The organism is Phyllobacterium sp. YR620, from assembly GCF_900104165.1.
Classification (GTDB): domain Bacteria; phylum Pseudomonadota; class Alphaproteobacteria; order Rhizobiales; family Rhizobiaceae; genus Phyllobacterium; species Phyllobacterium pellucidum.
In genome coordinates this window covers 271,704-294,822 of sequence record NZ_FNJP01000002.1, presented here as the reverse complement: position 1 = coordinate 294,822, position 23,119 = coordinate 271,704, and the positions used below count along the sequence as shown (strand labels likewise).

The 23,119-nt window shown below is 60.8% G+C and carries 22 protein-coding genes; 18 read left to right on the top strand and 4 right to left on the bottom strand.

Annotation, left to right across the window (positions count from 1 at the left end):
• Positions 1–6: 6 nt before the first annotated feature.
• From rsmI to BLR72_RS08160, 9 genes are all read left to right on the top strand, one after another.
• On the top strand, positions 7–906 hold the full coding sequence (gene rsmI, locus BLR72_RS08200) for a 16S rRNA (cytidine(1402)-2'-O)-methyltransferase (protein WP_091947226.1): 900 nt from the start codon (positions 7–9) through the stop codon (positions 904–906).
• Positions 903–1,268: a YraN family protein gene (locus BLR72_RS08195; RefSeq protein WP_027230802.1), complete on the top strand. Its 366-nt coding sequence runs from the start codon at positions 903–905 to the stop codon at positions 1,266–1,268. The genes rsmI and BLR72_RS08195 overlap by 4 nt, the downstream gene beginning before the upstream one ends.
• Positions 1,269–1,642: 374 nt before the next feature.
• Positions 1,643–3,094, top strand: coding sequence for a siroheme synthase CysG (gene cysG / locus BLR72_RS08190; RefSeq protein ID WP_091947223.1), 1,452 nt, complete (start codon positions 1,643–1,645; stop codon positions 3,092–3,094).
• 18 nt (positions 3,095–3,112) lie between these two features.
• Positions 3,113–3,427, top strand: a complete 315-nt coding sequence (locus tag BLR72_RS08185; RefSeq protein WP_027230800.1) for a DUF2849 domain-containing protein — start codon at positions 3,113–3,115, stop codon at positions 3,425–3,427.
• 20 nt (positions 3,428–3,447) lie between these two features.
• Positions 3,448–5,118: a nitrite/sulfite reductase gene (locus tag BLR72_RS08180; RefSeq protein WP_091947219.1), complete on the top strand. Its 1,671-nt coding sequence runs from the start codon at positions 3,448–3,450 to the stop codon at positions 5,116–5,118.
• Complete coding sequence (locus BLR72_RS08175; protein WP_091947215.1) at positions 5,108–5,863, top strand: phosphoadenylyl-sulfate reductase; 756 nt, start codon at positions 5,108–5,110, stop codon at positions 5,861–5,863. Before BLR72_RS08180 ends, BLR72_RS08175 begins: the two co-directional genes overlap by 11 nt.
• Positions 5,860–6,396 (top strand): DUF934 domain-containing protein, encoded by a 537-nt coding sequence (locus BLR72_RS08170; RefSeq protein ID WP_091947212.1) that lies wholly within the window; start codon positions 5,860–5,862, stop codon positions 6,394–6,396. Before BLR72_RS08175 ends, BLR72_RS08170 begins: the two co-directional genes overlap by 4 nt.
• 30 nt (positions 6,397–6,426) lie before the next feature.
• A complete protein-coding gene (locus BLR72_RS08165) occupies positions 6,427–7,452 on the top strand; it encodes an NAD(P)/FAD-dependent oxidoreductase (RefSeq protein WP_091947209.1) in 1,026 nt (341 codons plus the stop codon).
• 5 nt (positions 7,453–7,457) lie between these two features.
• Positions 7,458–7,805, top strand: coding sequence for a 2Fe-2S iron-sulfur cluster-binding protein (locus BLR72_RS08160; RefSeq protein WP_027230795.1), 348 nt, complete (start codon positions 7,458–7,460; stop codon positions 7,803–7,805).
• Positions 7,806–7,808: 3 nt separating this feature from the next.
• Here BLR72_RS08160 and BLR72_RS08155 read toward each other — a convergent pair whose 3' ends face one another.
• Complete coding sequence (locus BLR72_RS08155; RefSeq protein ID WP_027230794.1) at positions 7,809–8,372, bottom strand: L,D-transpeptidase; 564 nt, start codon at positions 8,370–8,372, stop codon at positions 7,809–7,811.
• A gap of 141 nt (positions 8,373–8,513) precedes the next feature.
• Entirely contained in the window at positions 8,514–9,452 is a 939-nt protein-coding gene (locus tag BLR72_RS08150; RefSeq protein WP_091947206.1) for a nucleoside hydrolase, read from the bottom strand.
• 134 nt (positions 9,453–9,586) lie between these two features.
• Here BLR72_RS08150 and BLR72_RS08145 point away from each other — a divergent pair, with 134 nt between their 5' ends.
• The gene (locus BLR72_RS08145; protein ID WP_027230792.1) at positions 9,587–10,009 is read left to right on the top strand and encodes an Hsp20 family protein; all 423 of its coding nucleotides are present in this window, start codon (positions 9,587–9,589) and stop codon (positions 10,007–10,009) included.
• Positions 10,010–10,065: 56 nt separating this feature from the next.
• Entirely contained in the window at positions 10,066–10,323 is a 258-nt protein-coding gene (locus tag BLR72_RS08140) for a BQ00720 family protein (RefSeq protein ID WP_051614838.1), read from the top strand.
• Between the two features lie 17 nt (positions 10,324–10,340).
• Here the strand turns inward: BLR72_RS08140 and pncB are convergent, their stop codons facing one another.
• On the bottom strand, positions 10,341–11,648 hold the full coding sequence (gene pncB / locus BLR72_RS08135; protein WP_091920545.1) for a nicotinate phosphoribosyltransferase: 1,308 nt from the start codon (positions 11,646–11,648) through the stop codon (positions 10,341–10,343).
• 257 nt (positions 11,649–11,905) lie between these two features.
• Between pncB and BLR72_RS08130 the strand changes: the two genes are divergently transcribed.
• From BLR72_RS08130 to preA, 4 genes are all read left to right on the top strand, one after another.
• On the top strand, positions 11,906–13,069 hold the full coding sequence (locus BLR72_RS08130) for an efflux RND transporter periplasmic adaptor subunit (protein WP_091947203.1): 1,164 nt from the start codon (positions 11,906–11,908) through the stop codon (positions 13,067–13,069).
• 9 nt (positions 13,070–13,078) lie between these two features.
• Positions 13,079–16,210, top strand: coding sequence for an efflux RND transporter permease subunit (locus tag BLR72_RS08125; protein WP_091947200.1), 3,132 nt, complete (start codon positions 13,079–13,081; stop codon positions 16,208–16,210).
• A gap of 206 nt (positions 16,211–16,416) precedes the next feature.
• Entirely contained in the window at positions 16,417–17,871 is a 1,455-nt protein-coding gene (locus tag BLR72_RS08120) for an NAD(P)-dependent oxidoreductase (RefSeq protein WP_091947197.1), read from the top strand.
• Between the two features lie 11 nt (positions 17,872–17,882).
• Complete coding sequence (preA, locus tag BLR72_RS08115; RefSeq protein WP_091920538.1) at positions 17,883–19,193, top strand: NAD-dependent dihydropyrimidine dehydrogenase subunit PreA; 1,311 nt, start codon at positions 17,883–17,885, stop codon at positions 19,191–19,193.
• 4 nt (positions 19,194–19,197) lie between these two features.
• Here the strand turns inward: preA and rutR are convergent, their stop codons facing one another.
• Positions 19,198–19,851: an HTH-type transcriptional regulator RutR gene (gene rutR, locus BLR72_RS08110; protein ID WP_091920537.1), complete on the bottom strand. Its 654-nt coding sequence runs from the start codon at positions 19,849–19,851 to the stop codon at positions 19,198–19,200.
• A gap of 216 nt (positions 19,852–20,067) precedes the next feature.
• Between rutR and BLR72_RS08105 the strand changes: the two genes are divergently transcribed.
• Genes BLR72_RS08105 through BLR72_RS08095 form a run of 3 tightly spaced genes read left to right on the top strand, consistent with a single transcriptional unit; the run spans position 20,068 to position 23,117 of the window.
• Positions 20,068–21,393: an omega-aminotransferase AptA gene (locus BLR72_RS08105; protein WP_091947194.1), complete on the top strand. Its 1,326-nt coding sequence runs from the start codon at positions 20,068–20,070 to the stop codon at positions 21,391–21,393.
• Between the two features lie 11 nt (positions 21,394–21,404).
• Positions 21,405–22,652 carry a Zn-dependent hydrolase gene (locus BLR72_RS08100; protein WP_091947191.1) on the top strand — a complete coding sequence of 416 codons (1,248 nt, stop codon included), beginning with the start codon at positions 21,405–21,407 and terminating at the stop codon, positions 22,650–22,652.
• Positions 22,653–22,655: 3 nt separating this feature from the next.
• Positions 22,656–23,117, top strand: coding sequence for an endonuclease domain-containing protein (locus BLR72_RS08095; protein ID WP_091947188.1), 462 nt, complete (start codon positions 22,656–22,658; stop codon positions 23,115–23,117).
• Positions 23,118–23,119: the final 2 nt, after the last annotated feature.

The following is a 23,119-nucleotide window of genomic DNA, read 5'->3' as shown; positions in this document are numbered from 1 at the left end:
AAACAGGTGTCCAAAGCTGAAACCGGCGACCGGCATTATCAGATCGGCAGCGCCAGCTTCCGGGCTCGTCCGCTCGAGCCGGCGCTCTACATCGTGGCGACGCCCATCGGCAATCTAGGCGATATGACGATCCGCGGCGTCGAAACCCTTGCCGCCGCCGACATCATTGCCTGCGAGGATACTCGGGTGAGCCGCGTCCTGCTGGAGCGCTATGGCATTTCACGCCGCCCTTTCGCCTATCACGAGCACAATGCCGAAATCGCCGGCCCTAAACTGATCGAGGCGCTGCTTGCCGGAAAGAGCGTTGCACTCGTCTCCGATGCGGGAACGCCACTCGTCGCCGATCCCGGCGGCAGGCTGGTGCCGGAGGCCAAGGCGGCCGGAATCAGGGTGGTGCCCATACCCGGCGCCTCATCCGTCCTTGCCGCGCTGACGGCGTCGGGCCTCTTCAAGGACTCATTTTACTTTGCCGGCTTTTTGTCGTCGAAACAGGGACAGCGCCGTGCCCGGCTGGCGGAACTCAAGGCGCTCGATGCGGCACTGGTTTTCTTCGAATCGCCCAACCGCGCTGCCGCGACGCTTGCGGATATGGCCGATATATTCGGCGCGGAACGCCCGGCTTCCCTCTGCCGCGAGTTGACCAAGACCTATGAGACCATCGTGACCCTACCGCTGAAGCAGCTGGCCGAGACGTTCGCGGACGAGGATCGCATCCGCGGCGAGGTGGTTCTCGTCGTCGGTTCTCCCGTCGAGGATGCGAATATTCCCCGCTCCGACGAAGATGTCGACGCGTTGCTGCGCGCGCTTGTCCTCGAAATGTCGCCGGCAAAGGCGGCCGGAGAGGCGGCGCGCATGACCGGGCGGCCCAAGGGCGAACTCTATCAACGGTTGCTGGCAATGAAATGAGCGCGCGGGGCGGCAGGCGCAAGGCATACCGCCGCGGCCATTCCGCCGAGCGGCTCGCCGCGCTCGCCCTCATGCTGAAGGGCTATCGCATAGTCACCCGCCGGTACCGCACCAAGGTCGGCGAGATCGATCTGATTGCCCGCCGCGGCAATATCGTCGCCATTATCGAGGTGAAGGCACGGGCACGGCTCGACCAGGCGATGGACTCGGTAAACATCCTCGCGCAGCGCCGCATCGAGGCGGCAGCCGATCAATGGCTGGCGCGCCAACCGGATCAGGCGTTGCTGTCAGTGCGGTTCGATCTTGTGGCGATCCTGCCCTGGCGCTGGCCGGTACATGTGCCTGCAATTTTTACAAGCTGAGGGTCAGCTGCAATTCGCCCAGTGTGACCCGGTGGTGGGCTCCAGATTGGATCCATCGCGACGCCGCTCAGAGCGTTGAGAATTTCATGGCGCCGAGATGGCAAAGTCGGCCGCGCCAGTTCTACCTAAAAAGGGTGCTTGCATTTTCTGATTAACACTATAAAAGTAGTCGTGTATCGCTTGAAATTGCGCCCGCTTTGTTCCACCCTGAGGTGAGCGGGGCTGCTTGCTGTTTGATTGATAGAACGAGAATCTGCAAGCTCTTGGTTTTTCAGAAATTCCATGCTCCGCCTTCGGTTTCGGCGCATTTCTGTTCCTTATAAACCGCTGACCTTTCATGGATAATCCCTGCAACCATTGGGATTATCGCATTCATGTCCATCAGCAAGACCCAGCTTTCTGTCTTTCCAGCCTTTTTCCGCGTGCGGAATGAAGTGCTTGTGGTCGTGGGCAATGGCGAAGAGGCGCTTAACAAAGCGCGATTGCTCGATCAGACGAATGCGGCAATTCGCGTTGTCGCCGATGCGCCCGAACCGGAACTCGCGGTCTTCCTGCGCGATGGCGGATATGAACACGTCGCGGAAAAATTTGCTCCCAAGCAACTGACCGGTGCAAAACTGGTCTTCATCGCTACCGGCGATGAAGACCAGGATCGAGAGATTGCCGCCGAAGCGCGCCGCCAGCACATTCCAGTCAACGTCGTCGACCGTCCCGACCTTTGCGATTTCTTCACGCCTGCCATCGTCAACCGAGCACCGCTCGCAATCGCCATAGGTTCGGAAGGCACCGGTCCCGTTCTTACCCAGATGATCCGCGCCCGCATCGATGCGGCGTTCTCGCCCCGCCTTGGCGATCTTGCGCGCCTCGCCAACGCCTATCGCCCCGCGGTCGAACGGCTGGTCAGGAAGGGCTTGCCTCGCCGTTTGTTCTGGCGGTCGTTTTTTTCCGGTGATGTGGCAAGCAATGTCTACAACAATGATCTTGCCGGCGCACATGAGGCTGCGACGGCGCTGCTGGGCAATCAGGAAGCGGGCCAAGGCTATGTCTGGCTAGTCGGCGCTGGCCCGGGCGCAGAGGATCTGCTGACTTTGCGGGCTCATCGCGTCCTCATGGAAGCCGATGTCATCGTTTATGACGCGCTGGTGCCGGACGCGGTTGTCGGCATGGGCCGCCGCGACGCCGCGCGCATTTCCGTCGGCAAGCGCAAGGGCTGCCATTCGAAGAGCCAGGGCGAGATCAATGATCTGCTCGTCGCTCTCGGCCGCGAAGGTAAGCGTGTCGTGCGGTTGAAATCAGGCGATCCGCTCGTCTACGGGCGCGCCGGCGAAGAGATGGCCGCGCTTCGCGATGCCGGAATTTCCTTCGAGATCGTTCCCGGCATCACCTCGGCCTTTGCCGCGGCTGCCGATATGCAACTGCCCTTGACTTTGCGCGGCGTTGCCTCCTCGCTCGTCTTCACGACGGGCCACGACATGACCGGCGAAGTCCTGCCGGATTGGGCCCGCCTTGCCATCTCTGGCGCGACGATCGCCGTCTACATGGGCCGCAGTGTTGCAGCTTCGGTCGCAGAACGGCTGATCGCCGCTGGTCTTCATGCCGATACCGGCGTTGCCGTCATTGAAAATGCCGGCCGGAGCGACCGTCGCATGTTCCACGGCACGTTGAACGACCTGCCGTCGCTTGAGCGGCGCGGGGATTTGAGCGGTCCCGTCATGGTCGTCATCGGTGACGCCGTTGCTGGCGCCGCCATCGACAAGGCCGAGGCGCTTTCCGCCCGGAACCAGAATTCCGTGGCGGCGCGCCACCTTGAAACCAATGCTGCGTGAACGCGAAGGATCACGATCATGAGTGTCAAAGTTCTTACCGCAAATCGCCTGACCGACGGTGAAGCCGTCTGGCTCGGCGCCAATGGCGAATGGCTCGAACAGATCGATGGTGCGCTGATCGCCCGTCACGCCGAAGCGGTGACCGCGCTTGAGGAAGCGGGCAAGGCAGCGATCAAGTCCAACCTCGTTATCGACGTTAATGTGATCGATGTCGAAGAGCGCGGCACTAATCTGTATCCGCTGCGTCTGCGCGAACGTATCCGCCAACTCGGTCCCACCATCCGCCTCGATCTCGGCAAGCAAGCTGAAAAGCCCAAAGCCTCGGCCGCTTAAATTCCTGAAGGTTCGCATTCATGTATCGTTATGACGAGTTTGACCACGCATTCGTTTCTGCCCGCGTGGACCAATTCAAGGATCAGGTGGAGCGCCGTCTCGCCGGCGAATTGACCGAGGACCAGTTCCGGCCGCTGCGGCTGATGAACGGCGTCTATCTGCAGCTGCATGCCTATATGCTGCGCGTCGCCATTCCCTATGGCACGCTGTCGAGCCGCCAGATGCGCAAGCTCGCCCATATCGCCCGCCATTACGATCGCGGCTACGGTCATTTCACGACGCGGCAGAACCTGCAGTACAATTGGCCGGCACTGAAAGACATGCCCAAGGTTCTCGATGAACTGGCATCGGTCGAGATGCACGCGCTGCAGACCTCGGGCAATTGCATTCGCAACGTGACGGCGGACCATTTCGCCGGTGCGGCGGCTGACGAGGTCGCCGATCCGCGTCCCTATGCGGAGATTCTGCGTCAGTGGTCGTCGATGCACCCCGAGTTTTCGTACCTGCCGCGCAAGTTCAAGATCGCGGTGACAGGAGCCGAGCGCGATCGCGCCGCCATCCAGGTGCACGACATCGGCCTCCATCTAAAGAAGAACGAAGCCGGCGACCTTGGCTTTGCAGTCTATGTCGGCGGCGGGCAGGGCCGCACACCAATGGTGGCCAAGAAAATCAGGGATTTCCTCCCGGTGGAGGATCTCCTGACGTATACGACGGCGATCATGCGCGTTTACAATCTCAACGGCCGCCGTGACAACAAATACAAGGCCCGCATCAAGATCCTGGTGCATGAAACCGGGACCGAGGAATTGACCCGCCAGGTCGAGACCGAGTGGCAGGTGCTCAAGGATAGCGACCTCAAGCTGCCGCAGCAGGACGTCGATGCAATCGACAGCTATTTCCGCGCGCCCAACCTGCCGCAGCGCCCGGAAGGGTGGTCGGGACTTGCCGCCGCGCGCAAGGCAGATCACGCCTTCGCGACATGGGTCGACCAGAACGTCACGCCGCACAAGAACCCGGATTACGGCGTCGTAACCATCTCGCTGAAGCCCATAGGCGGCATTCCGGGCGATGCAACCGACGCGCAGATGGACCTCGTCGCCGATATTGCCGAGAAGTTTTCGCAAGATGAGATCCGCGTTAGCCACGAACAGAACCTTGTTCTCCCGCACGTTGCGATCGCCGATCTGCGCATCGTCTATGACCTGCTCCTGACCGACGGCCTTGCAACGGCCAATGCTGGTCTCATCACCGATATCATCGCGTGCCCCGGCCTCGACTATTGCGCCCTCGCCAATGCCCGCTCGATCCCGGTGGCTCAGCGCATTTCCGAGCGCTTCGGCCAGCCGGATCGCCAGGCGGATATCGGCGAGCTCAAGATCAAGATCTCGGGCTGCATCAACGCCTGCGGCCACCACCATGTTGGCCACATCGGCATTCTCGGCGTCGAGAAGAAGGGCGAGGAGCTCTATCAGATTTCGCTGGGCGGCTCGGGCGACGAGATCTGCACCATCGGCGATATTACCGGCCGCGGCTTCTCGTCCGAAGAGATCGTCGATGCGGTCGAGACCATCGTCGACCGTTATCTTGAAATCCGCACCGACAAGGAGGAAACGTTCCTTGCCGCCTACCGTCGTGTGGGAGCCGCGCCGTTCAAGGATGCGCTCTATAGCGAGGCTGCAAATGCTGCTTGAGTTCAACGAGCAAACGGTGGCGGATGAAGCGCGCTCGCTCGAAGCCCGGTACGGCAATCTCGAGCCGCTGGATGTCATCGAACTCGCCATCGACCACCTCTTCAATGAGGAGATCGCTGTTGTCTCGTCGTTCGGGGCGGAATCATCGGTATTGCTCCACATGATCGCGCAGATCGATCGGGCAACGCCGGTGCTTTTTCTGGAGACAGGCAAGCATTTTCCCGCAACTTTGCGCTATCGCGACCAACTGGTCAGCGAGCTTGGCTTGACTGACGTGCATGACATTCACCCGCTCAAGCAGAGCCTGAAGGATGAAGATCCCTTTGGCGCGCTGTCCATGACCAACAAGGACCGCTGCTGCTATATCCGCAAGGTCGAGCCGATGGCGCGCGCGGTTGCGCCCTATCGCGCCTGGATGACGGGCCGCAAGCAGTTCCAGGCCTCGACACGCTCCAGCCTGGCAATCTTCGAGTCGGTCGGCTCGCGCGTCCGTATCAATCCGCTGGCCCACTGGACCTCGGCCGATCTCAGGGCCTATATGAGCGCGCATGAATTGCCGCCGCATCCGCTGGTTGCCGAAGGCTACCGTTCGATTGGCTGCATGCCTTGCACGTCGCCGGTCAAGGATGGCGATGACGACCGGGCCGGGCGCTGGGCCGGGTCGGACAAGACCGAATGCGGTATTCACCTGACTGGCCTTACCGACCAGTTGAGCAATATTTCACTGACGGATTCGAATTTATGAGCGACATTTCCGAAAAGCCCGCCGGCGAACTCTGGGGCCGCGAAGGATTTCGCGAAGATCCCTATATCGCGGTTGCCTCTGTCGACGAGGCCGGGGACGCGCCGGCGGTCATCCTGCCGCTCGCCGTCTGGCTTGGTCTTGAGGACGATGTGCGTTTTGCAACGAACCGGCGCATCGGCGTATCCGTGGCGCCCGGCGAGAACATCGAGCCGCTGCTGGGCTCGCTCGACCGAATTCCGCTGATCGCCCTCGAATTTCCCGCCTTCAATGACGGGCGCTCCTACTCGAAGGCTGAAATGCTGAAAAATCAGCGTCACTTCAAAGGCGAGCTGCGCGCGGTGGGCGATGTCCTGATCGATCAGGTCGCCTATATGCTGCGGACCGGTTTCGATACGCTGAAGGTGTCGCATGCGGTCACATTGGAGCGGCTTGCCGATCACAACCTTCACGATGCGCCGGTCTATTACCAGCCGGGCAGGGGATCGCATACCGCCCCCGGAACCTATAGCTGGCGCCGCGTCCCGGTCGCCTGAACCCTTTACGACATCACCTGGAAAGCACTTATGTCCGACACGATTGAAACAGATGTGGTTATTGTTGGCGCGGGTCCCGTGGGCCTTTTTGCTGTGTTCGAACTCGGCCTGCTCGATCTTCGCGCCCATGTCATCGACATACTCGACCGGCCGGGCGGCCAGTGCGCCGAGCTCTATCCGGAAAAGCCGATCTATGACATTCCGGGACTGCCCGAGGTAACCGGTCAGGCGTTGACCGACAATCTGTTGAAGCAGATTTCGCCCTTTGACCCGCAGTTCCATTTCTCGACCATGGTAACCGCGCTGACCAGGCTCGAAGACGGCCGCTTCCGCGTCGAAACCGATGCGGACGAGGTATTCATCACCAAGGTCATCGTTATTGCCGCCGGCGGCGGGTCCTTCCAGCCGAAGCGTCCCCCCGTGCCGCAGATCGAGCATTATGAGGGAACGAGCGTCCACTATGCGGTTCGCAAGATCGAAGCTTTCCGCGGCCATGACGTCGTCATCGTCGGCGGCGGCGACTCGGCGCTCGACTGGACCCTTAACCTCGAGCCTGTGGCGAAATCGGTAACACTCGTGCATCGCCGCCCGGAATTCCGCGCCGCGCCCGACAGCGTCAACAAGATGTGGGCACTGGAGAAGGAAGGCCGCGTAAGGTTCCGTATGGGCCAGGTCAGCAATCTAGAGGGCGCCGACGGGCAACTGTCCAAGGTTGTCATCAAGGGCGCCGAGGGCGACGAGCATCTGGAAGCTGGCCGCCTGCTGCCGTTCTTCGGCCTGACCATGAAGCTCGGCCCGATCGCCGATTGGGGCCTCAATCTTGATCAGAACCTGATTGCGGTCGACACGGAGAAATTCGAGACCTCCGAACCCGGCATCTTCGCCATTGGCGACATCAATACCTATCCCGGCAAGTTGAAGCTCATCCTGTCGGGCTTCCACGAGGCCGCGCTCATGTCACAGGCGGCAAAGCGGATCGTATCGCCTGGCGAGCGTATCATCTTCCAGTATACGACATCATCCACCTCCCTGCAGAAGAAGCTGAAGGCAGCATAGGACTGATGAGCGACGACGCCCTCTATATCCACGTCACCGATCAGCACGGCAAACGCCATACGCTCGAGGCCCTCGAAGGCTTTCGTGTGATGGAGGTCATTCGCGATTGGGGACTGGACATCAAGGCCGAGTGCGGCGGCGCCTGCGCCTGCGGCACTTGCCATGTCTATGTCGGCGAGGATTGGACGGAAAAGCTCTACGAGCCACAGGATGAGGAAATCGACCAACTCGACGTGACTTTCCACGTCGAGGATAATTCGCGCCTGTCCTGCCAGCTGATCATGACGCCGGAACTCAACGGACTTGAAGTAACGCTCGCACCAGACACGCAGCGCGCTAGCGTCGCGGCCTAGCTTCTAGATCACAACGACACGCGCCCCGAGCGGCACCCGCGCATATAGATCCATCACATGCTCGTTGATCATGCGGATGCAGCCATTGGAAACGGCGCGGCCAATGCTCCACGGCTCCGTCGTGCCGTGGATGCGATAATAGGTGTCGCGGCCGTTTCGGTAGAGGTAAAGCGCCCGCGCGCCGAGTGGATTGTGCGGTCCGCCCGACACGCCGCCGGCGTAGCGCGCATATTTGTTCGGCTGGCGGCTGATCATGCCCTGGGTCGGTACCCACCTGGGCCACACTTCCTTGCGCCCGATCTTGGCGCTGCCGTGGAAGGCGCGTCCGGCCCGGCCGACGCCGACACCGTAGCGCCGCGCTGTAAACCCGTCCTCGACCAGATAGAGAAAACGGCTGCGCGGGTCGATGACGACCGTGCCCGGCGCATAGGACGAATCGAAGGAAACATATTGCGGCTGGAAGACCGGGTTGATGACGAATGGTTTGCGGGCTGGCTTCGCAAGTGCTGCCTGCGGCGCTGCCGCCGCTGCAAGAACACCGGTCAAGAATAAGCGTCGCGTCAGCATCTCATCCCCCAACTTGGCTGCTGTCCGTCAAAGGACACTACACTTTTGGGAGGATTCTGTCCGGAAATTACTGAACCATGGTTTACGCCGGCTCAACTTTTTGTGATGAAATGGCGGCCGTCAACGGCCGCCATCGGAGCGTCAGGAAATACGTCCTATGCGCTCGATCAAAAGGTCGAAGAAGCCTTCATCATCGACGTCACGGATGTAGTAAGCATTGTTTGGCCGGTCGGTAACGCCCCACCAGTCGACCACGGTCATGCCGAGCGTCAGCTCATTGGCTGTCTCCACCGTCACATTGCAGGTGCGGCCGCCATAAAGTTCCGGCTTGAGCAGATAGGCGATCACATTCGGGTCATGCAGCGGCCCGCCGTCGCTTCCATATTTTTCCTCGTCGAATCGCTCGAAGAATTCGAGGAGCTCGACGCTAGCATCGCCGGCGCGCGTTCCCATATTGCGGAAGCGGTCGACCCGCTTTGCCGTCGAAAGCGCCTTGTGCGTCACATCGAGCGGCAGGATCGTGACGGGAACGCCGGATTGCAGCACGATCTGCGCCGCGTGGGGATCGACGTGGATATTGAACTCGGCAGTCGGCGTTATATTGCCGCCTTCGAAGAAGCCCCCGCCCATGAGCACGATCTCGCGGATGCGCGGAGAAAGTTCCGGCGCCCTGATGAGGACCTGCGCCACGTTGGTGAGCGGGCCAAGCGCGCAGAGCGTCACGCTGCCTGGTTCCTCGCGGCGCAATGTCTCGATGATGAAATCGACCGCATGCTGCGTCTGGAGCGGCATAGTCGGCACCGGCAGGTCGGGCCCGTCAAGTCCGGTCTTGCCATGAACATGTTCGGCGGTGATCAGGGGGCGCAGCAGCGGCCGGTCGGCGCCGGCAAAGACTTTCGCATCGGGGCGACCGGCAAGTTCGCAGATCTTGCGCGCATTGAGCTCAGTCAGCGCCAGCGGCACGTTTCCGGCGACTGCGGTAATGCCAAGCACGTCAAGTTCGGGGCTGGAAAAGGCTAGAAGGATGGCAAGGGCATCATCTTGGCCGGGATCGGTATCGATTATGATTTTACGCGTCATTTCCTACTTTCTCGCGACCTGAATCCGGCCCTCTCTTGAACTCCGTGATTCGATCGACCATATCATTTGGCAAAGGCGAAATGCTGTCGAACACGGGTTTCGCTTTTAGGTCGCTTTTATCAAGGACTGCACCAATGACACGAATGACGCCATTTTCAAGCCCCTTGCTGCTTGGTTTTGACTCGATGGAAAAGACGCTGGAGCGCATAGCGAAATCCGGCGACGGCTATCCACCCTACAATATCGAGCGCATACGCGGCGCTAACGACCGCGAACAGCTTCGCATCGTTCTGGCAGTGGCCGGTTTCTCCAACGAAGACCTCGAAGTCACGACGGAGGACAACCAGCTGGTCATTCGCGGCAGGCAGGCCGATGAAGGCGAACGGGAATATCTGCATCGTGGTATCGCCGCGCGCCAGTTCCAGCGGATTTTCGTACTTGCCGATGGAATGCGCGTAAGCGCTGCCTCGCTGAAGAATGGGTTGTTGTCGATCGACCTCGATCGGCCGGAACCCGAACGGTTGGTCAAGCGCATAAACATTGCGGTAGAGGACTGACCGTAGCTCTAACAGGACAGGGCTTCGAAATAGACTGTCCGAATATGGAGGCTGACATGCAAAACACTGTTCACAAAAGCCCGTTCTCGGATCTTGAATTTGCACGGCTTGGCGCCGGACAGGTCGCCTACATGCGCAAGGTCAAGACCGACGAGCTCGCCCACAGCTTTCCGGCGCTGCCGCCGATGACGCCGGGTGTCGAGCTCTGGGCCCTCTTTGGCGCCAATGGCGATCCGATCGTCCTCTCCGATGAGCGCGACAATGTCCTCGTCGGCGCCCAGGAACATGAACTGCGCACCGTAATGCTGCAGTAAAACCGGATAAGCGTGGTTCAGACCTTGACGGCCTGTTCCACGCGATCCTCCGCCCCAAACACTTCCAGATAGCGCTTTATCTCCGCCGGATCGCCCGTCGCTTTCTTCGGGTTGTCGGAAAGCTTGACCGCCGGCCGACCATTGGTTTCGCTGACCTTGCAAACCAGCGAGATGGCGTTGAGCCGGTCATTGTAGCGCGGCGCACAATCCTCGAAATCATTGGTGAGGTTGGTGCCCCAGCCAAAGCTCATGCGCACCTTGCCGCGAAAATGGTGATAGGTCTCCTCGATCGTATCGACATCGAGACCATCGGAGAAGACCAGCAGTTTCTGGCGCGGGTCCTTTCCCTTCGACCGCCACCAGGCGAGGATCTTTTCGCCGCCTTCGACCGGGGGCGCGCTGTCGGGGCGAAATCCAGTCCAGTCAGCCACCCAGTCAGGCGCATCGCGCAGGAAGGCGGCCGTGCCGAATGCATCGGGGAGCACAATCAGCAGGTTGCCACCATAATAGCGGTTCCAGTCCTGCAGGACCTTATAGGGCGATTTGAGCAGCTCCGCCCTTGTCGTGCTGAGCGCCGCAAGCACCATCGGCAACTCGTGGGCATTGGTGCCGAGCGCCTCGAGATCATTGTCCATCGCCATCAGAACATTGCTCGTGCCGGTGAAAGCAGGGCCGATCCCTTCCTTCAGCGCCTCGACGCACCAGCGCTGCCACAGAAACGAGTGGCGCCGCCGCGTGCCGAAATCGGAAATCCGGATATCGGGGAGCGCGCGCAGGCGTTCGACCTTCGACCACATCTTGGCCTTGGCGCGGGCATAGGTGACGTCGAGTTCGAAGCGCCCCATCTGTTTCATGGCGGCGCGCGAGCGCAGCTCGTTGATGATCGTCAGCGCCGGGATCTCCCACATCGTCGTATACATCCACGGCCCATAGAAATTCAGGACGTATTGCCCGTCCTGCCGCGTCAGTTCATATTCGGGCAATTGGAAATTCGTCAGCCATTCGAGGAAATCCGGCTCGAAGATCTGCCGCTTGCCGTAGAACGTATTACCGCCGAGCCAGATCATTTCCTTCTTGCTAAAGCGCACCGTCCGCGCGTGGTCAAGCTGGGCGCGAAGTTCCTGCTCGTCGATTTCGTCGGCAAGCCGGACCCGCGTGGTCCGGTTGATCAGGGTGAAGGTGGCATCGACCTTGGGATAGAGCCCCCAGATCATCTGCAGCATCAGAAGCTTGTAGAAATCCGTGTCGAGCAGGCTGCGGACGATGGGATCGAGCTTCCATGTGTGGTTGAACACACGCCGTGCGATGTCGGTCTTGGTCGCCATATGGCCGCTCTCCTTCCGAATATTCCGCCAGCCATGTTGCACGGCAACTATCCGCCTTCAAGCGGAGCTGGCTAAATTCAGCGAAGCGGCTCTTCCATTAAATATTTGTAACCTCACCGAATTGTCATTAACGGTTCAGGCAAAGCACCCTATCTTTCGCTCCACATTCGCCTGTTCGCGCTCGATGACGCGTTGAGGTATAATCAATTTAGGCGCTGGCTCTGCTTTGACGCGGGACCGGCGTTTTGGAGTGACGTATGAAGGTTTGGAAACAACTGGCTCTGGCTTTGGTAATCCTTGGTGCTGCCGGGGCAGGCTGGCTGTACCTCTTTCCTGGCGCAAGTGATTTCCTGAAGAAGGCCGGCATCGATCGCGGCGCAACCACGGCGGCGACCGCGCCGGCCGGCGGCCAAAAGCAGAAGCGCAGCGGACAGCCCTTGCCGCTCGTCACGGTTCGTGCGGCCGCCGATGCGAAGATTAATGACCGGCTGACGGCGATCGGAACGGGCAAGGCCAAGAGCTCCGTCTCCGTAACGCCCTATGCCGCCGGCCGTCTTACCGAAATACTCGTTACCTCCGGCAGCCACGTGCAGAATGGCGACGTCATTGCCCGGCTCGATTCTGAATCGGAAAGCATTCTCGCGGATAAGGCGCGGACGGCTCTCAAGGATGCAGAGACCAAGCTGAAGCGCGCACAGAATCTCTCGACGACCAACACCGTCTCGGCGGTCCAGGTATCCGACGCCGAACTCGTCGTTGAAAATGCAAGGCTGAACCTGCGCGAAGCCGAACTTGCCTTGGATCGCCGCGCCATCCGGGCGCCGATCGGCGGCACCGTCGGCATCTTCCCGATCAATGCCGGCAACTACGTCGTCACCACCACGCAGGTCGCCTCCATCGACGACCGGTCGGAACTCCTTGTCGATTTCTGGGTGCCGGAACGCTTTGCACCGGCCGTGACGATTGGTGCCGAGGTTTCGGCAAGCTCGATTGCCCGCCCTGGAGAATCCTTCAAGGGCGCAGTCAGTGCCATCGACAACCGGGTCGATCCGACGAGCCGTACGCTTCACGTCCAGGCGAAGATCACCAACCCGAAGGATACGCTCCGCGAGGGCATGGCATTCCAGGTGTCGCTCGGTTTTCCGGGCGAGACCTATCCGACGGTGGATCCGCTGGCGATCCAGTGGGGGACGGATGGCGCCTATGTCTGGCGCATTGTCGCCAGCAAGGCATCCCGGGTGCCGGTGCGGATCGTCCAGCGCAACACCACCAACGTACTCGTCGACGCCGATATCAAGCCGGGCGACCAGATCGTCGCCGAAGGCGTGCAGTCGGTGCGGCAGGACGGTCTCGTCCAAATTCAGGGCCAGCCCGCTCCTGACCAGGCAAGTCCCTTGGCTTCCGTCGGCGAACAGGGCTGAGGCAGCGCCATGAGCAGCTCGAAAGGCCAGGCCGACTTTACCGCCCTTTTCATTCGCCGTCCGGTCCTGTCGCTGGTGTTGAACGCCCTGATCGTCGTTGCCGGACTGGCGGCGTTTTACGGCGTCGATGTCCGTGAACTGCCCGACGTCGACCGTCCTGTGGTGACCGTCAGTACGGATTTCACCTCGGCGGCAGCAGAAACGGTCGATCGCGAACTGACATCCGCCATCGAAGGCGCCGTATCCCGCGTCTCGGGGGTCAAATCCATTTCATCGAGCTCCTCCTTCGGCAATAGCCGCGTGACGGTCGAGTTCAACGACAATGTCGACCTCAATGTCGCCGCCGCCGATATGCGCGATGCGATCAGCCGCATCTCCAACACGCTGCCCGACGAAGCCGACCCGCCGCGCATCGTCAAGGCGGATGCCAATTCCGACGCTGTCATGCGCCTTGCGGTCACGTCCGACACGATGGCAGTGGAGGACATGACGGTCCTCGTCGAAGACCAGATCGAAGACGTGCTGGCCTCGGTGCCCGGCGTCGCCGATGTTCAGATCAACGGCAACCGCAGCAAGATTTTCCGTATCGATATCGACCAGGGCAAGCTTTCCGGTCTCGGCATGAACATCGCCGATATCCGCAACGCGCTGAACACCATGGCCTTCGACACGCCGGCAGGCCAGCTCAACAGCAATGACCAGAGCATCGTCGTGCGTGCGCAGGCGCCGGTGACGACGCCCGAAGATTTTGAGAACATCATCATCAAGAACCAGACGCGCATCCGCGACGTCGCCACCGTCACGCTCGGACCCGATATCGGCACCTCATCGCTGCGCGCCAACGGCAAGACCGGCATCGGCCTTGGCATCATTCGTCAGGCGCAGTCGAATACGCTCGACATATCGAAGGGCGTACGCGCCGCAGTGGAAGAACTGCAGAAGACGCTGCCGAAGGGCGTCGACATTCGGGTGACCAGCGATGATGCCGACTTCATCAACGGCGCCGTGCACGAGGTCGAGATCGCGCTTGGCGCGTCGGTCCTCATCATCATCCTGATCATCTATCTCTTCCTTTGGGATTTCAAGGCGACCCTGATACCGGCCGTCAGCATGCCTGTTGCGCTGATCGGCACGATCTCGGCGATCTATCTCGCTGGTTTCTCCATCAACATTCTGACGCTGCTCGCTCTCGTTCTCGCAACCGGCCTCGTCGTGGACGATGCCATTGTTGTCCTTGAAAATATCGTTCGCCGCCGCAACCAGGGCATGGGGCCGCGCGCCGCGGCGGTGCTCGGCACGCAGGAAGTGTTCTTTGCCGTCATCGCCACAACGGTCACCTTGGCGGCAGTGTTCGTGCCGCTTTCCTTCCTCCCCGGGCAGACAGGCGGGCTTTTCCGCGAGTTCGGCTTCGTGCTCGCCATCTGCGTACTGCTCTCGGCCGTCGTCGCCCTGACGCTCTGCCCCATGCTTGCTTCGCGGCTCTTGAGCGCCAGCGAGCGGCGGCATGAGGAAGTTGCTCACGCGCCCGGTGTTGTCGGCCGCATTGGCAGCTGGTTCGGCGGCCTCTATGCGCGCATGCTGCATGCCTGCCTCGCCGCCCCGTGGATCGTCGTCATTGTCTCGGTCCTGTTTGCCGGCGCCGCCTTCGGCGCATTTTCGCTGCTCAAGCAGGAACTGACGCCCACCGAGGACCGGGCGGCGGCCTTCCTGCGCATAACGGCGCCGCAGGGCGTCAGCCTTGAATATCTCGGCGATGAGATGCGCAAGATCGAGGCGCTCATCCAGCCGTTGCGCGATGCCGGCGAGATCGAGAATACCTTCTCCATCGCCGGCCAGAACGGCAACACCAATCGCGGTTTCATGGTGCTGAGCCTTGCCAAGTGGAAGGAACGCCACCGCAGCCAGCAGGAAATCGTCGCCGACGTTTCGCGCCTTGTGCGCAATATTCCCGGCATCCAGGTCTTTGCCGCGCAGCCCAATTCGCTTGGCATTCGCGGGGCCGGCAATGGTCTGCAATTTGCCGTCGTCGGCAGCAGCTATTCGGAACTTGGGACCACCGCAGCAAAGATCGTCTCCGAGCTGGAGAAGGACCCCCGCTTCGACCGGCCGCGCCTGACCAACGAGCCGACGCAACCCCAGCTCGCCGTATCTATCGACCGCGAGCGCGCCTCCGATCTTCGCATCGATATCAGCGGGCTGGCTGAAGCGCTGCAGTCGGTCCTTGATGGCTACAAGGTAGGCTCAGTCTATATCGAGGATCGCAGCTTCGACGTGAAGCTCGTCGCGACCATCAATCCGATCAACGATCCGACCGATCTGGAGAACGTGTTCCTGCGCACCGGCGATGGTCGTTTCGTGCCCATGTCGACAATCGCCAAGCTCACCGAGGTGGCAGTCCCGCCTGCACTTACCCGCGAACAGCAGATGCGTTCGGTCGCGGTCACCGCCGGGCTGCGTGCCGATTTTGCCCTTGGCGATGCCTATAAGGTGGCGCAACAGGTGGCTGCGCCGTTGCTGCCGCCCGGCTACCGTCTCATTCCGCTTGCTGAAGCGGCGACGCTCGGCGAAAATTCGGCAAGCATGATGGTGACCTTCGGCTTCGCCCTCTTGATCATTCTGCTTGTGCTTGCAGCGCAGTTCGAAGGCTTCATCAGCGCTATCATCGTCATGGCGACAGTGCCGCTCGGTCTTGCCTGTGCCGTCTTCGCCATGGTGATGACGGGCACCAGCATGAACGTCTACAGCCAGATCGGCCTGGTGCTGCTCGTCGGTATCATGGCCAAGAACGGTATTCTTATCGTCGAGTTCGCCAATCATCTGCGCGACCAAGGCAAAGGCGTGCGCGAGGCCATCGAAGAGGCGTCGAACATCCGCTTGCGTCCCGTCGTCATGACGATGCTCTGCGCGATCCTCGGCGGCGTTCCGCTCGTCCTTGCCAGCGGCGCCGGCGCTGAAGCGCGCATCGCGCTCGGCTGGGTGATTGTCGGCGGGCTGGGTCTCGCCACCGCTTCGACGCTGTTCCTGACGCCGGTCGCCTATCTGCTGCTCGCGGGCTTCTCCAAGCCGAAGATCGAGGAAGAGGCGCGTCTCAACCGCGAATTGCTCGAAGTCGATTCGCGACCCCGCCTCGCCGCCGAATAGCCTTCTCCGCAACATTCCAACGCCTGTCTCGACGCAGACGGGCGTTGGTTGCAATCTGCTCGGCAAAATATTGACCGTTTGATAAAAAATTTGACCTTCTGTCAAAATATGGCATTCTTCCCTTAGAGGAGCCGGACGAACCGGCCCACGAAAATGGCAGCGATCCCTGGGAACCGGACGCGGCCGGAAAGAGGAGATGCGATTTTATGGGATCGATCGATTCTGCAATCCGTGACGTCAGGACCGGACGTCTTCCAGCCGAAGACTATGCGGATGTATTTTCCGACCTCCATCCGCCGCTGACACGGCACGAGGCTTTCGTCGAATCCGATCGCTGCTATTTTTGCTACGACGCTCCTTGCATGAATGCCTGCCCGACCGGCATCGACATTCCGCTCTTCATCCGCGAGATCAACGCGGACAATCCGACCGGATCGGCCAAGACCATTCTATCGGAGAATATTCTCGGTGGAATGTGCGCCCGCGTCTGCCCGACCGAAACCCTTTGCGAGCAGGCCTGCGTGCGTGAAATCGCTGAAGGCAAGCCGGTCAAGATCGGCCTGTTGCAGCGTTATGCGACCGACCACCTGATGGCGAATGGCAAACATCCCTTCCAGCGCGCCGAACCGTCCGGCAAATCCGTGGCGGTGGTCGGGGCAGGACCGGCAGGGTTGTCGGCAGCGCATCGCCTGGCAATGCGCGGCCATGACGTGACAATCTTCGAAGCGCGGCCCAAGGCCGGCGGTCTGAATGAATATGGTATTGCCGCCTATAAGACACCGGATGATTTTGCCCAGAAGGAACTCGATTTCATCCTCGAGATCGGCGGCATTACGATTCAGAACGATAAGGCGCTTGGACGCGATGTCAGCCTTGATGCATTGCACGCGGGCTTCGATGCCGTGTTTCTCGGCATCGGCCTGCCGTCCGTCAACGAACTCGGACTCGAAGGCGAAGATGCGGCCGGCTGTATCGACGCGGTCGACTACATCTCAGTGCTGCGCCAGAGCGACGACCTTTCGGAAATTGCCGTCGGTCGCGACGTGGTCGTCATTGGCGGCGGCATGACGGCTATCGACGTCGCCGTGCAGACCAAACTGCTTGGCGCCGAAAATGTCATTATCGCTTACCGCCGCGGCCCGGAGCATATGAATGCCAGCGCCTTCGAACAGGAACTAGCGCTGAAGAACGGGGTCATCATCCGCCATTGGCTGCAGCCCCGGGAACTTACTCGCAACGAACATGGCGAAGTCTGCGGCATTACCCTGGATTACACCGCCATCACGGATGGCCGTCTCAGCGTGACAGGCGAAAGCATCACGCTCGCCAGCGACCAGATTTTCAAGGCTATCGGCCAGGCTCCGGCGGCCAGCCTTCTGGCAGAGGCAGGCATTGCGCTTTCGCGCGGCCGTATCAGCGTCGATGAGGAAGGCAGAACCTCGATCCCGGGGATCTGGGCCGGCGGCGACTGCGTGGCCGATGGCGAGGATCTGGCCGTTGCGGCGGTGCAGGACGGCAAGATTGCCGCCGAATCGATTCATCGCGCCTTGATGCAGAAGCCGGAAAAGGTCGCGGGTTTTGTCGAAGCCGTCATGGCCGACAATGCCAGGGCGACCGACAGCGCGCACAAACCCAGTCACCCACGCCACGTGGCGGGCTGAAGGAGATCGACATGGCTGATCTATCGACGAATTTCCTCGGCATCAAATCGCCCAATCCGTTCTGGCTGGCTTCGGCCCCACCGACCGACAAGGCCTATAATGTGGAGCGCGCCTTCAAGGCCGGCTGGGGCGGCGTCGTCTGGAAGACCCTAGGTGAGGAGGGCCCGCCGGTCGTCAATGTCAATGGCCCGCGCTATGGCGCCATACACGGGCCGGATCGCCGACTGCTGGGCTTCAACAATATTGAGCTCATCACGGACCGTCCGCTTGAAGTAAATCTCCGCGAAATGACAGAGGTGAAAAAGAAGTGGCCCGATCGCGCCTTGATCGCGTCGATCATGGTGCCGTGCGAAGAGCAGGCGTGGAAGGCGATCCTGCCGCTAGTCGAAGCAACGGGCGCTGATGGCATCGAGCTGAATTTCGGCTGCCCGCATGGCATGTCCGAGCGCGGCATGGGATCTGCCGTCGGCCAGGTACCGGAATATATCGAAATGGTCGTGCGCTGGTGCAAGCAGTACACCCGCATGCCGGTGATCACCAAGCTGACGCCAAATATTGCTGATATCCGCAAGCCGGCGCGCGCGGCGAATGCGGGTGGAACGGATGCCGTATCGTTGATCAATACGATCAATTCCATCGTCTCCGTCGATCTCGATAATTTCGCCCCGGTCCCGTCCATCGACGGGCGCGGCTCGCATGGCGGCTACTGCGGCCCGGCGGTAAAGCCGATTGCGCTCAACATGGTGGCGGAGATCGCCCGCGATGGCGAAACTCGGGGCCTGCCCATTTCCGGCATCGGCGGCATAACCACCTGGCGCGACGCGGCGGAATATATTGCCCTCGGTTGCGGCAATGTGCAGGTATGCACGGCGGCCATGACCTACGGCTTCAAGATCGTGCAGGAGATGATCTCCGGTCTTTCCGACTGGATGGATTCGCGCGGCTTCAAGACGATCGAGGATTTCCGCGGCCTTGCGGTCCCGAACGTATCGGACTGGCAATACCTCAACCTCAACTACATCACCAAGGCGCGGATCGACCAGGACCTCTGCATCAAGTGCGGCCGCTGCTACATCGCCTGCGAGGATACCTCACACCAGGCCATCACCTCCATGGTCGATGGGGCGCGGCACTTCGAAGTGATCGATGAAGAGTGCGTCGGCTGCAATCTCTGCGTCAACGTTTGCCCGGTCGACAATTGCATCAGCATGGTGCCGATGACGGCAGGCGTCGATCCGCGCACGAAGCAGCCGATCAGGCCGGACTATGCCAACTGGACGACCCATCCGAACAACCCGATGGCAAAGGTCGCCGCGGAGTAGGGAGCTATCCCCGCGGCTTTATCCCATTGAGGATGATGCTGAGCACCGCCTGCGCCGTCTGTTCGCGAAAGCCCGGACGGCCGACCTGGCTGCCCATGATCGCCCGGACCTGGACATCGAAATCAGCGTAGTGCTGCGTGGTCGCCCAGATCATGAAGATCAGGTGGTAGGGATCGACCGGGGCAAGCTTGCCTTCGCCGACCCAACGGCGAATGACTGTCGCCTTCTCGTCGACGAGCGGCTTAAGATGCGTGGTCAGAAACTCGCTGATCGCCGGCGCGCCATGCAACACTTCGTTGGCAAACAGCCGCGACGCCGCCGGATGGCTCTCCGACATACTGATCTTGAGCGTGATATACTTGCGCAATTGCTCGATCGGATCGCCGTCAGGATCGATATCGGCGAGCGGTGCCAGCCACTCCGCCAGCGTCTCTTCGAGAAGGGTCACATAGATGTTCTGCTTGCGCGGAAAATAATAGAGGAGGTTCGGTTTCGACATGCCGGCTTTCTCGGCAATCTGGTCGATCGTGGTGCCGCGAAAGCCATAGGTGGAAAAAGCGTCGAGCGCGGCGTCGAGGATGAGGCGGCGATTGATTTCCTGTATGCGCGTCGTCTTTTCAGGAACCGCGCCTGCGCTGGTTTTGGCCGCTCTCCCCATGCACCCGCTCTCCTTTCAGACCGCGACAAGATGACAGTTCTGTTGCCGGCCGCCACGGCCGGAAAAACCGACAAAGCGCTTGACCGCTTTCCTATGCTCTTCTAGCCTGCATTTTGACCAACTAGTCAAGTTTTTGATTGTGCCAGACGCACAGTCATCCGGGAACAAAAAACAATCGGCCCCAAACGGGCCATCTGCGATCAGGAGGCGAGTCACATGTCCAAGGCGGCAATGGGGACCAATAATCTCGACGCGTTCTGGATGCCGTTCACGGCAAACCGCCAGTTCAAGCAGGACCCGCGTCTGCTCGTCAGTGCCAAGGACATGCATTTCAAATCGCATGACGGCCGCGAGATTCTCGACGGCACAGCGGGCCTCTGGTGCTGCAATGCCGGTCACGCCCGGCCGAAGATTGTCGAAGCGGTGCAGAAGCAGGTTGCAGAACTCGACTACGCGCCCGCCTTCCAGATGGGCCATCCCAAGGTTTTCGAGCTTGCAGCACGCCTCGCGGCCATGCTGCCGTCGCCGATCGACCATGTGTTTTTCACCAATTCGGGTTCTGAGGCGGTCGATACTGCGCTCAAGATCGCAATCGCCTATCACCGCGCCAAGGGCAACGGCACCAAGGTCAAGCTGATCGGCCGCGAACGCGGCTATCATGGCGTCGGCTTCGGCGGCATTTCCGTCGGCGGCATATCCGGCAATCGCAAGACGTTCGGCAATGCGCTCGGCGGCATCGATCATATCCGCCACACGCATGATCCGGCACGCAATGCTTTTACGCGCGGCGAGCCCGAATACGGCGTCGAATTTGCCGATGATCTCGAACGGGTCATCGCGCTTCACGATGCCTCCAATATCGCCGCGGTCATTGTCGAGCCGGTGGCTGGCTCAACCGGCGTCCTGATACCGCCAAAGGGATACCTGAAGCGCCTGCGTGAAATCTGCACCAAGCACGATATTCTTCTGATTTTCGACGAGGTTATTACCGGTTTCGGCCGGCTCGGTGCGCCCTTTGCCGTGGATTATTTCGGCGTCATTCCGGATCTCGTCACAACTGCGAAAGGCATCACCAGCGGTGTCATCCCGATGGGCGCGGTCTTTGCCACGCGGCAAATTTACGAGGCCTTCATGACGGGCCCGGAAAACATGATCGAGCTTTTCCACGGCTACACCTATTCCGGCCACCCCGTCGCCTGCGCCGCTGCGCTCGCAACCCTCGATACCTATGAGGACGAGGGCCTGATGACGCGCGCGGCTGATCTTGCCGATTACTGGGCCGACGCGCTGCATGCCTTGAAAGGCCTGCCGCATGTCGTCGATATCCGCAATCTCGGATTGATCGGCGCCGTCGAACTCGAGCCGATCGACGGCGCGCCGACGAAGCGCGCCTTCCAGGCGTTCCTCGATTCCTACGAAAAAGGCCTGCTCATCCGCACGACCGGCGATATCATCGCCCTGTCGCCGCCGCTGATCATCAGCAAGGGGCAGATCGAACACCTCTTCGATACGCTGGCCGACGTTCTGAAAAATCTCGCATAGAGGCACGCCCGATGACGCTCACTGGAAATCTCAGGATCAATGGCGACCGTCTCTGGGACAGCCTGATGGAAATGGCGAAGATCGGGCCGGGCCTGCGCGGCGGCAACAACCGCCAGACCCTGACAGATGAGGACGGCGAAGGCCGGCGCCTGTTCCAGGGGTGGTGCGAAAAAGCCGGCCTGTCGATGGGTGTCGATACCATGGGCAACATGTTCTTCATGCGCCCGGGAACTGACCCTGACGCTCTGCCTGTCTATGTCGGCAGTCATCTCGACACGCAGCCGACGGGCGGCAAGTTCGATGGCGTTCTCGGCGTCCTTGGCGGGCTCGAACTCGTCCGCACGTTGAACGATCTCAATATCCGGACCAAGCACCCGATTGTCGTCGTCAACTGGACCAACGAGGAAGGCACGCGCTTCGCTCCGGCCATGCTGGCGTCCGGGGTCTTTGCCGGCGTGCTCGACCAGGATTGGGCCTATCAGCGCGAGGATGCCAAGGGCAAGAAATTCGGCGACGAGCTGGAGCGGATCGGCTGGAAGGGCGACGAGAAGGTCGGCGCGCGCAAGATGCATGCGCTGTTCGAATTGCACATCGAGCAGGGTCCGATCCTGGAGGCCGAGGGCAAGGACATCGGCGTCGTCACCCACGGGCAGGGCCTGTGGTGGCTGCAGATCACCCTGACCGGCAAGGAAAGCCATACCGGCTCGACGCCCATGCCTATGCGCAAGAATGCAGGGCTCGGCATGGCGCGCATCACCGAGATTGTTCATGAGGTCGCAATGGCGCACCAGCCGAGCGCCGTCGGTGCTATCGGTCATGTCGACGTCTATCCGAACTCGCGCAACGTGATCCCGGGAAAAGTCGTCTTTACCGTCGATATTCGCTCGCCCAATATTGCCACGCTTAACGCCATGAAGGCGGAAATCGAGGCGAAAGCAGCCGGGATCGCCAAGGAGCTCGGCCTGGGCATAGAGATCGAGGAAGAAGGCCATTTCGATCCGGTCGCATTCGACGCCGGCTGCGTGACGGCGGTGCGCAACGCCGCCGAGCGGCTCGGCTACAGCCATCGCAACATCGTCTCGGGCGCTGGCCACGATGCTTGCTGGATCAATCGCGTGGCGCCGACGGCAATGGTCATGTGCCCTTGCGTCGACGGTCTCAGCCACAACGAGGACGAGGACATCAAGAAGGAGTGGGCGACAGCCGGCGCCGACGTGCTGCTGCATGCTGTGCTGGAGACCGCGGAGGTTGTCAGCTAAACCATGATTTTGTCGGTGCTGCCCCCCTCATCCGGCCCGGTCAACAAACGCCGGCCCGGTGCCACTCAAAAGGCGAGATTTCTTCGGCGGAGCGAAACAGAGCCCGAATTTCGCTTGTGGAGCGACCTGCGCAACCGGCTGCTGAACGGGTACAAGTTCTCGCGGCAGGTCCCACTGGGACCCTACGTCTGCGACTTTGTTTGCCGCGCTAGGCGGCTTGTTGTCGAACTGGATGGCGCTCAGCATGCCGATAGCCTGCATGACCACAAACGCACGCAGTGGCTGAACGCTAAAGGCTACTTACTGCTCCGGTTCTGGAATCACGAAATCCTGACCGAGCGCCGGCAGGTGCTGGATACAATCCTGACAGCGCTTGAAGGACATTATTCGGCTCGATGTGAAATCTTGCGTTTCTATCCCGCGAACAAAACGGCCAACGGGGTTTCGCATGAGGGTGATTTGTAAGA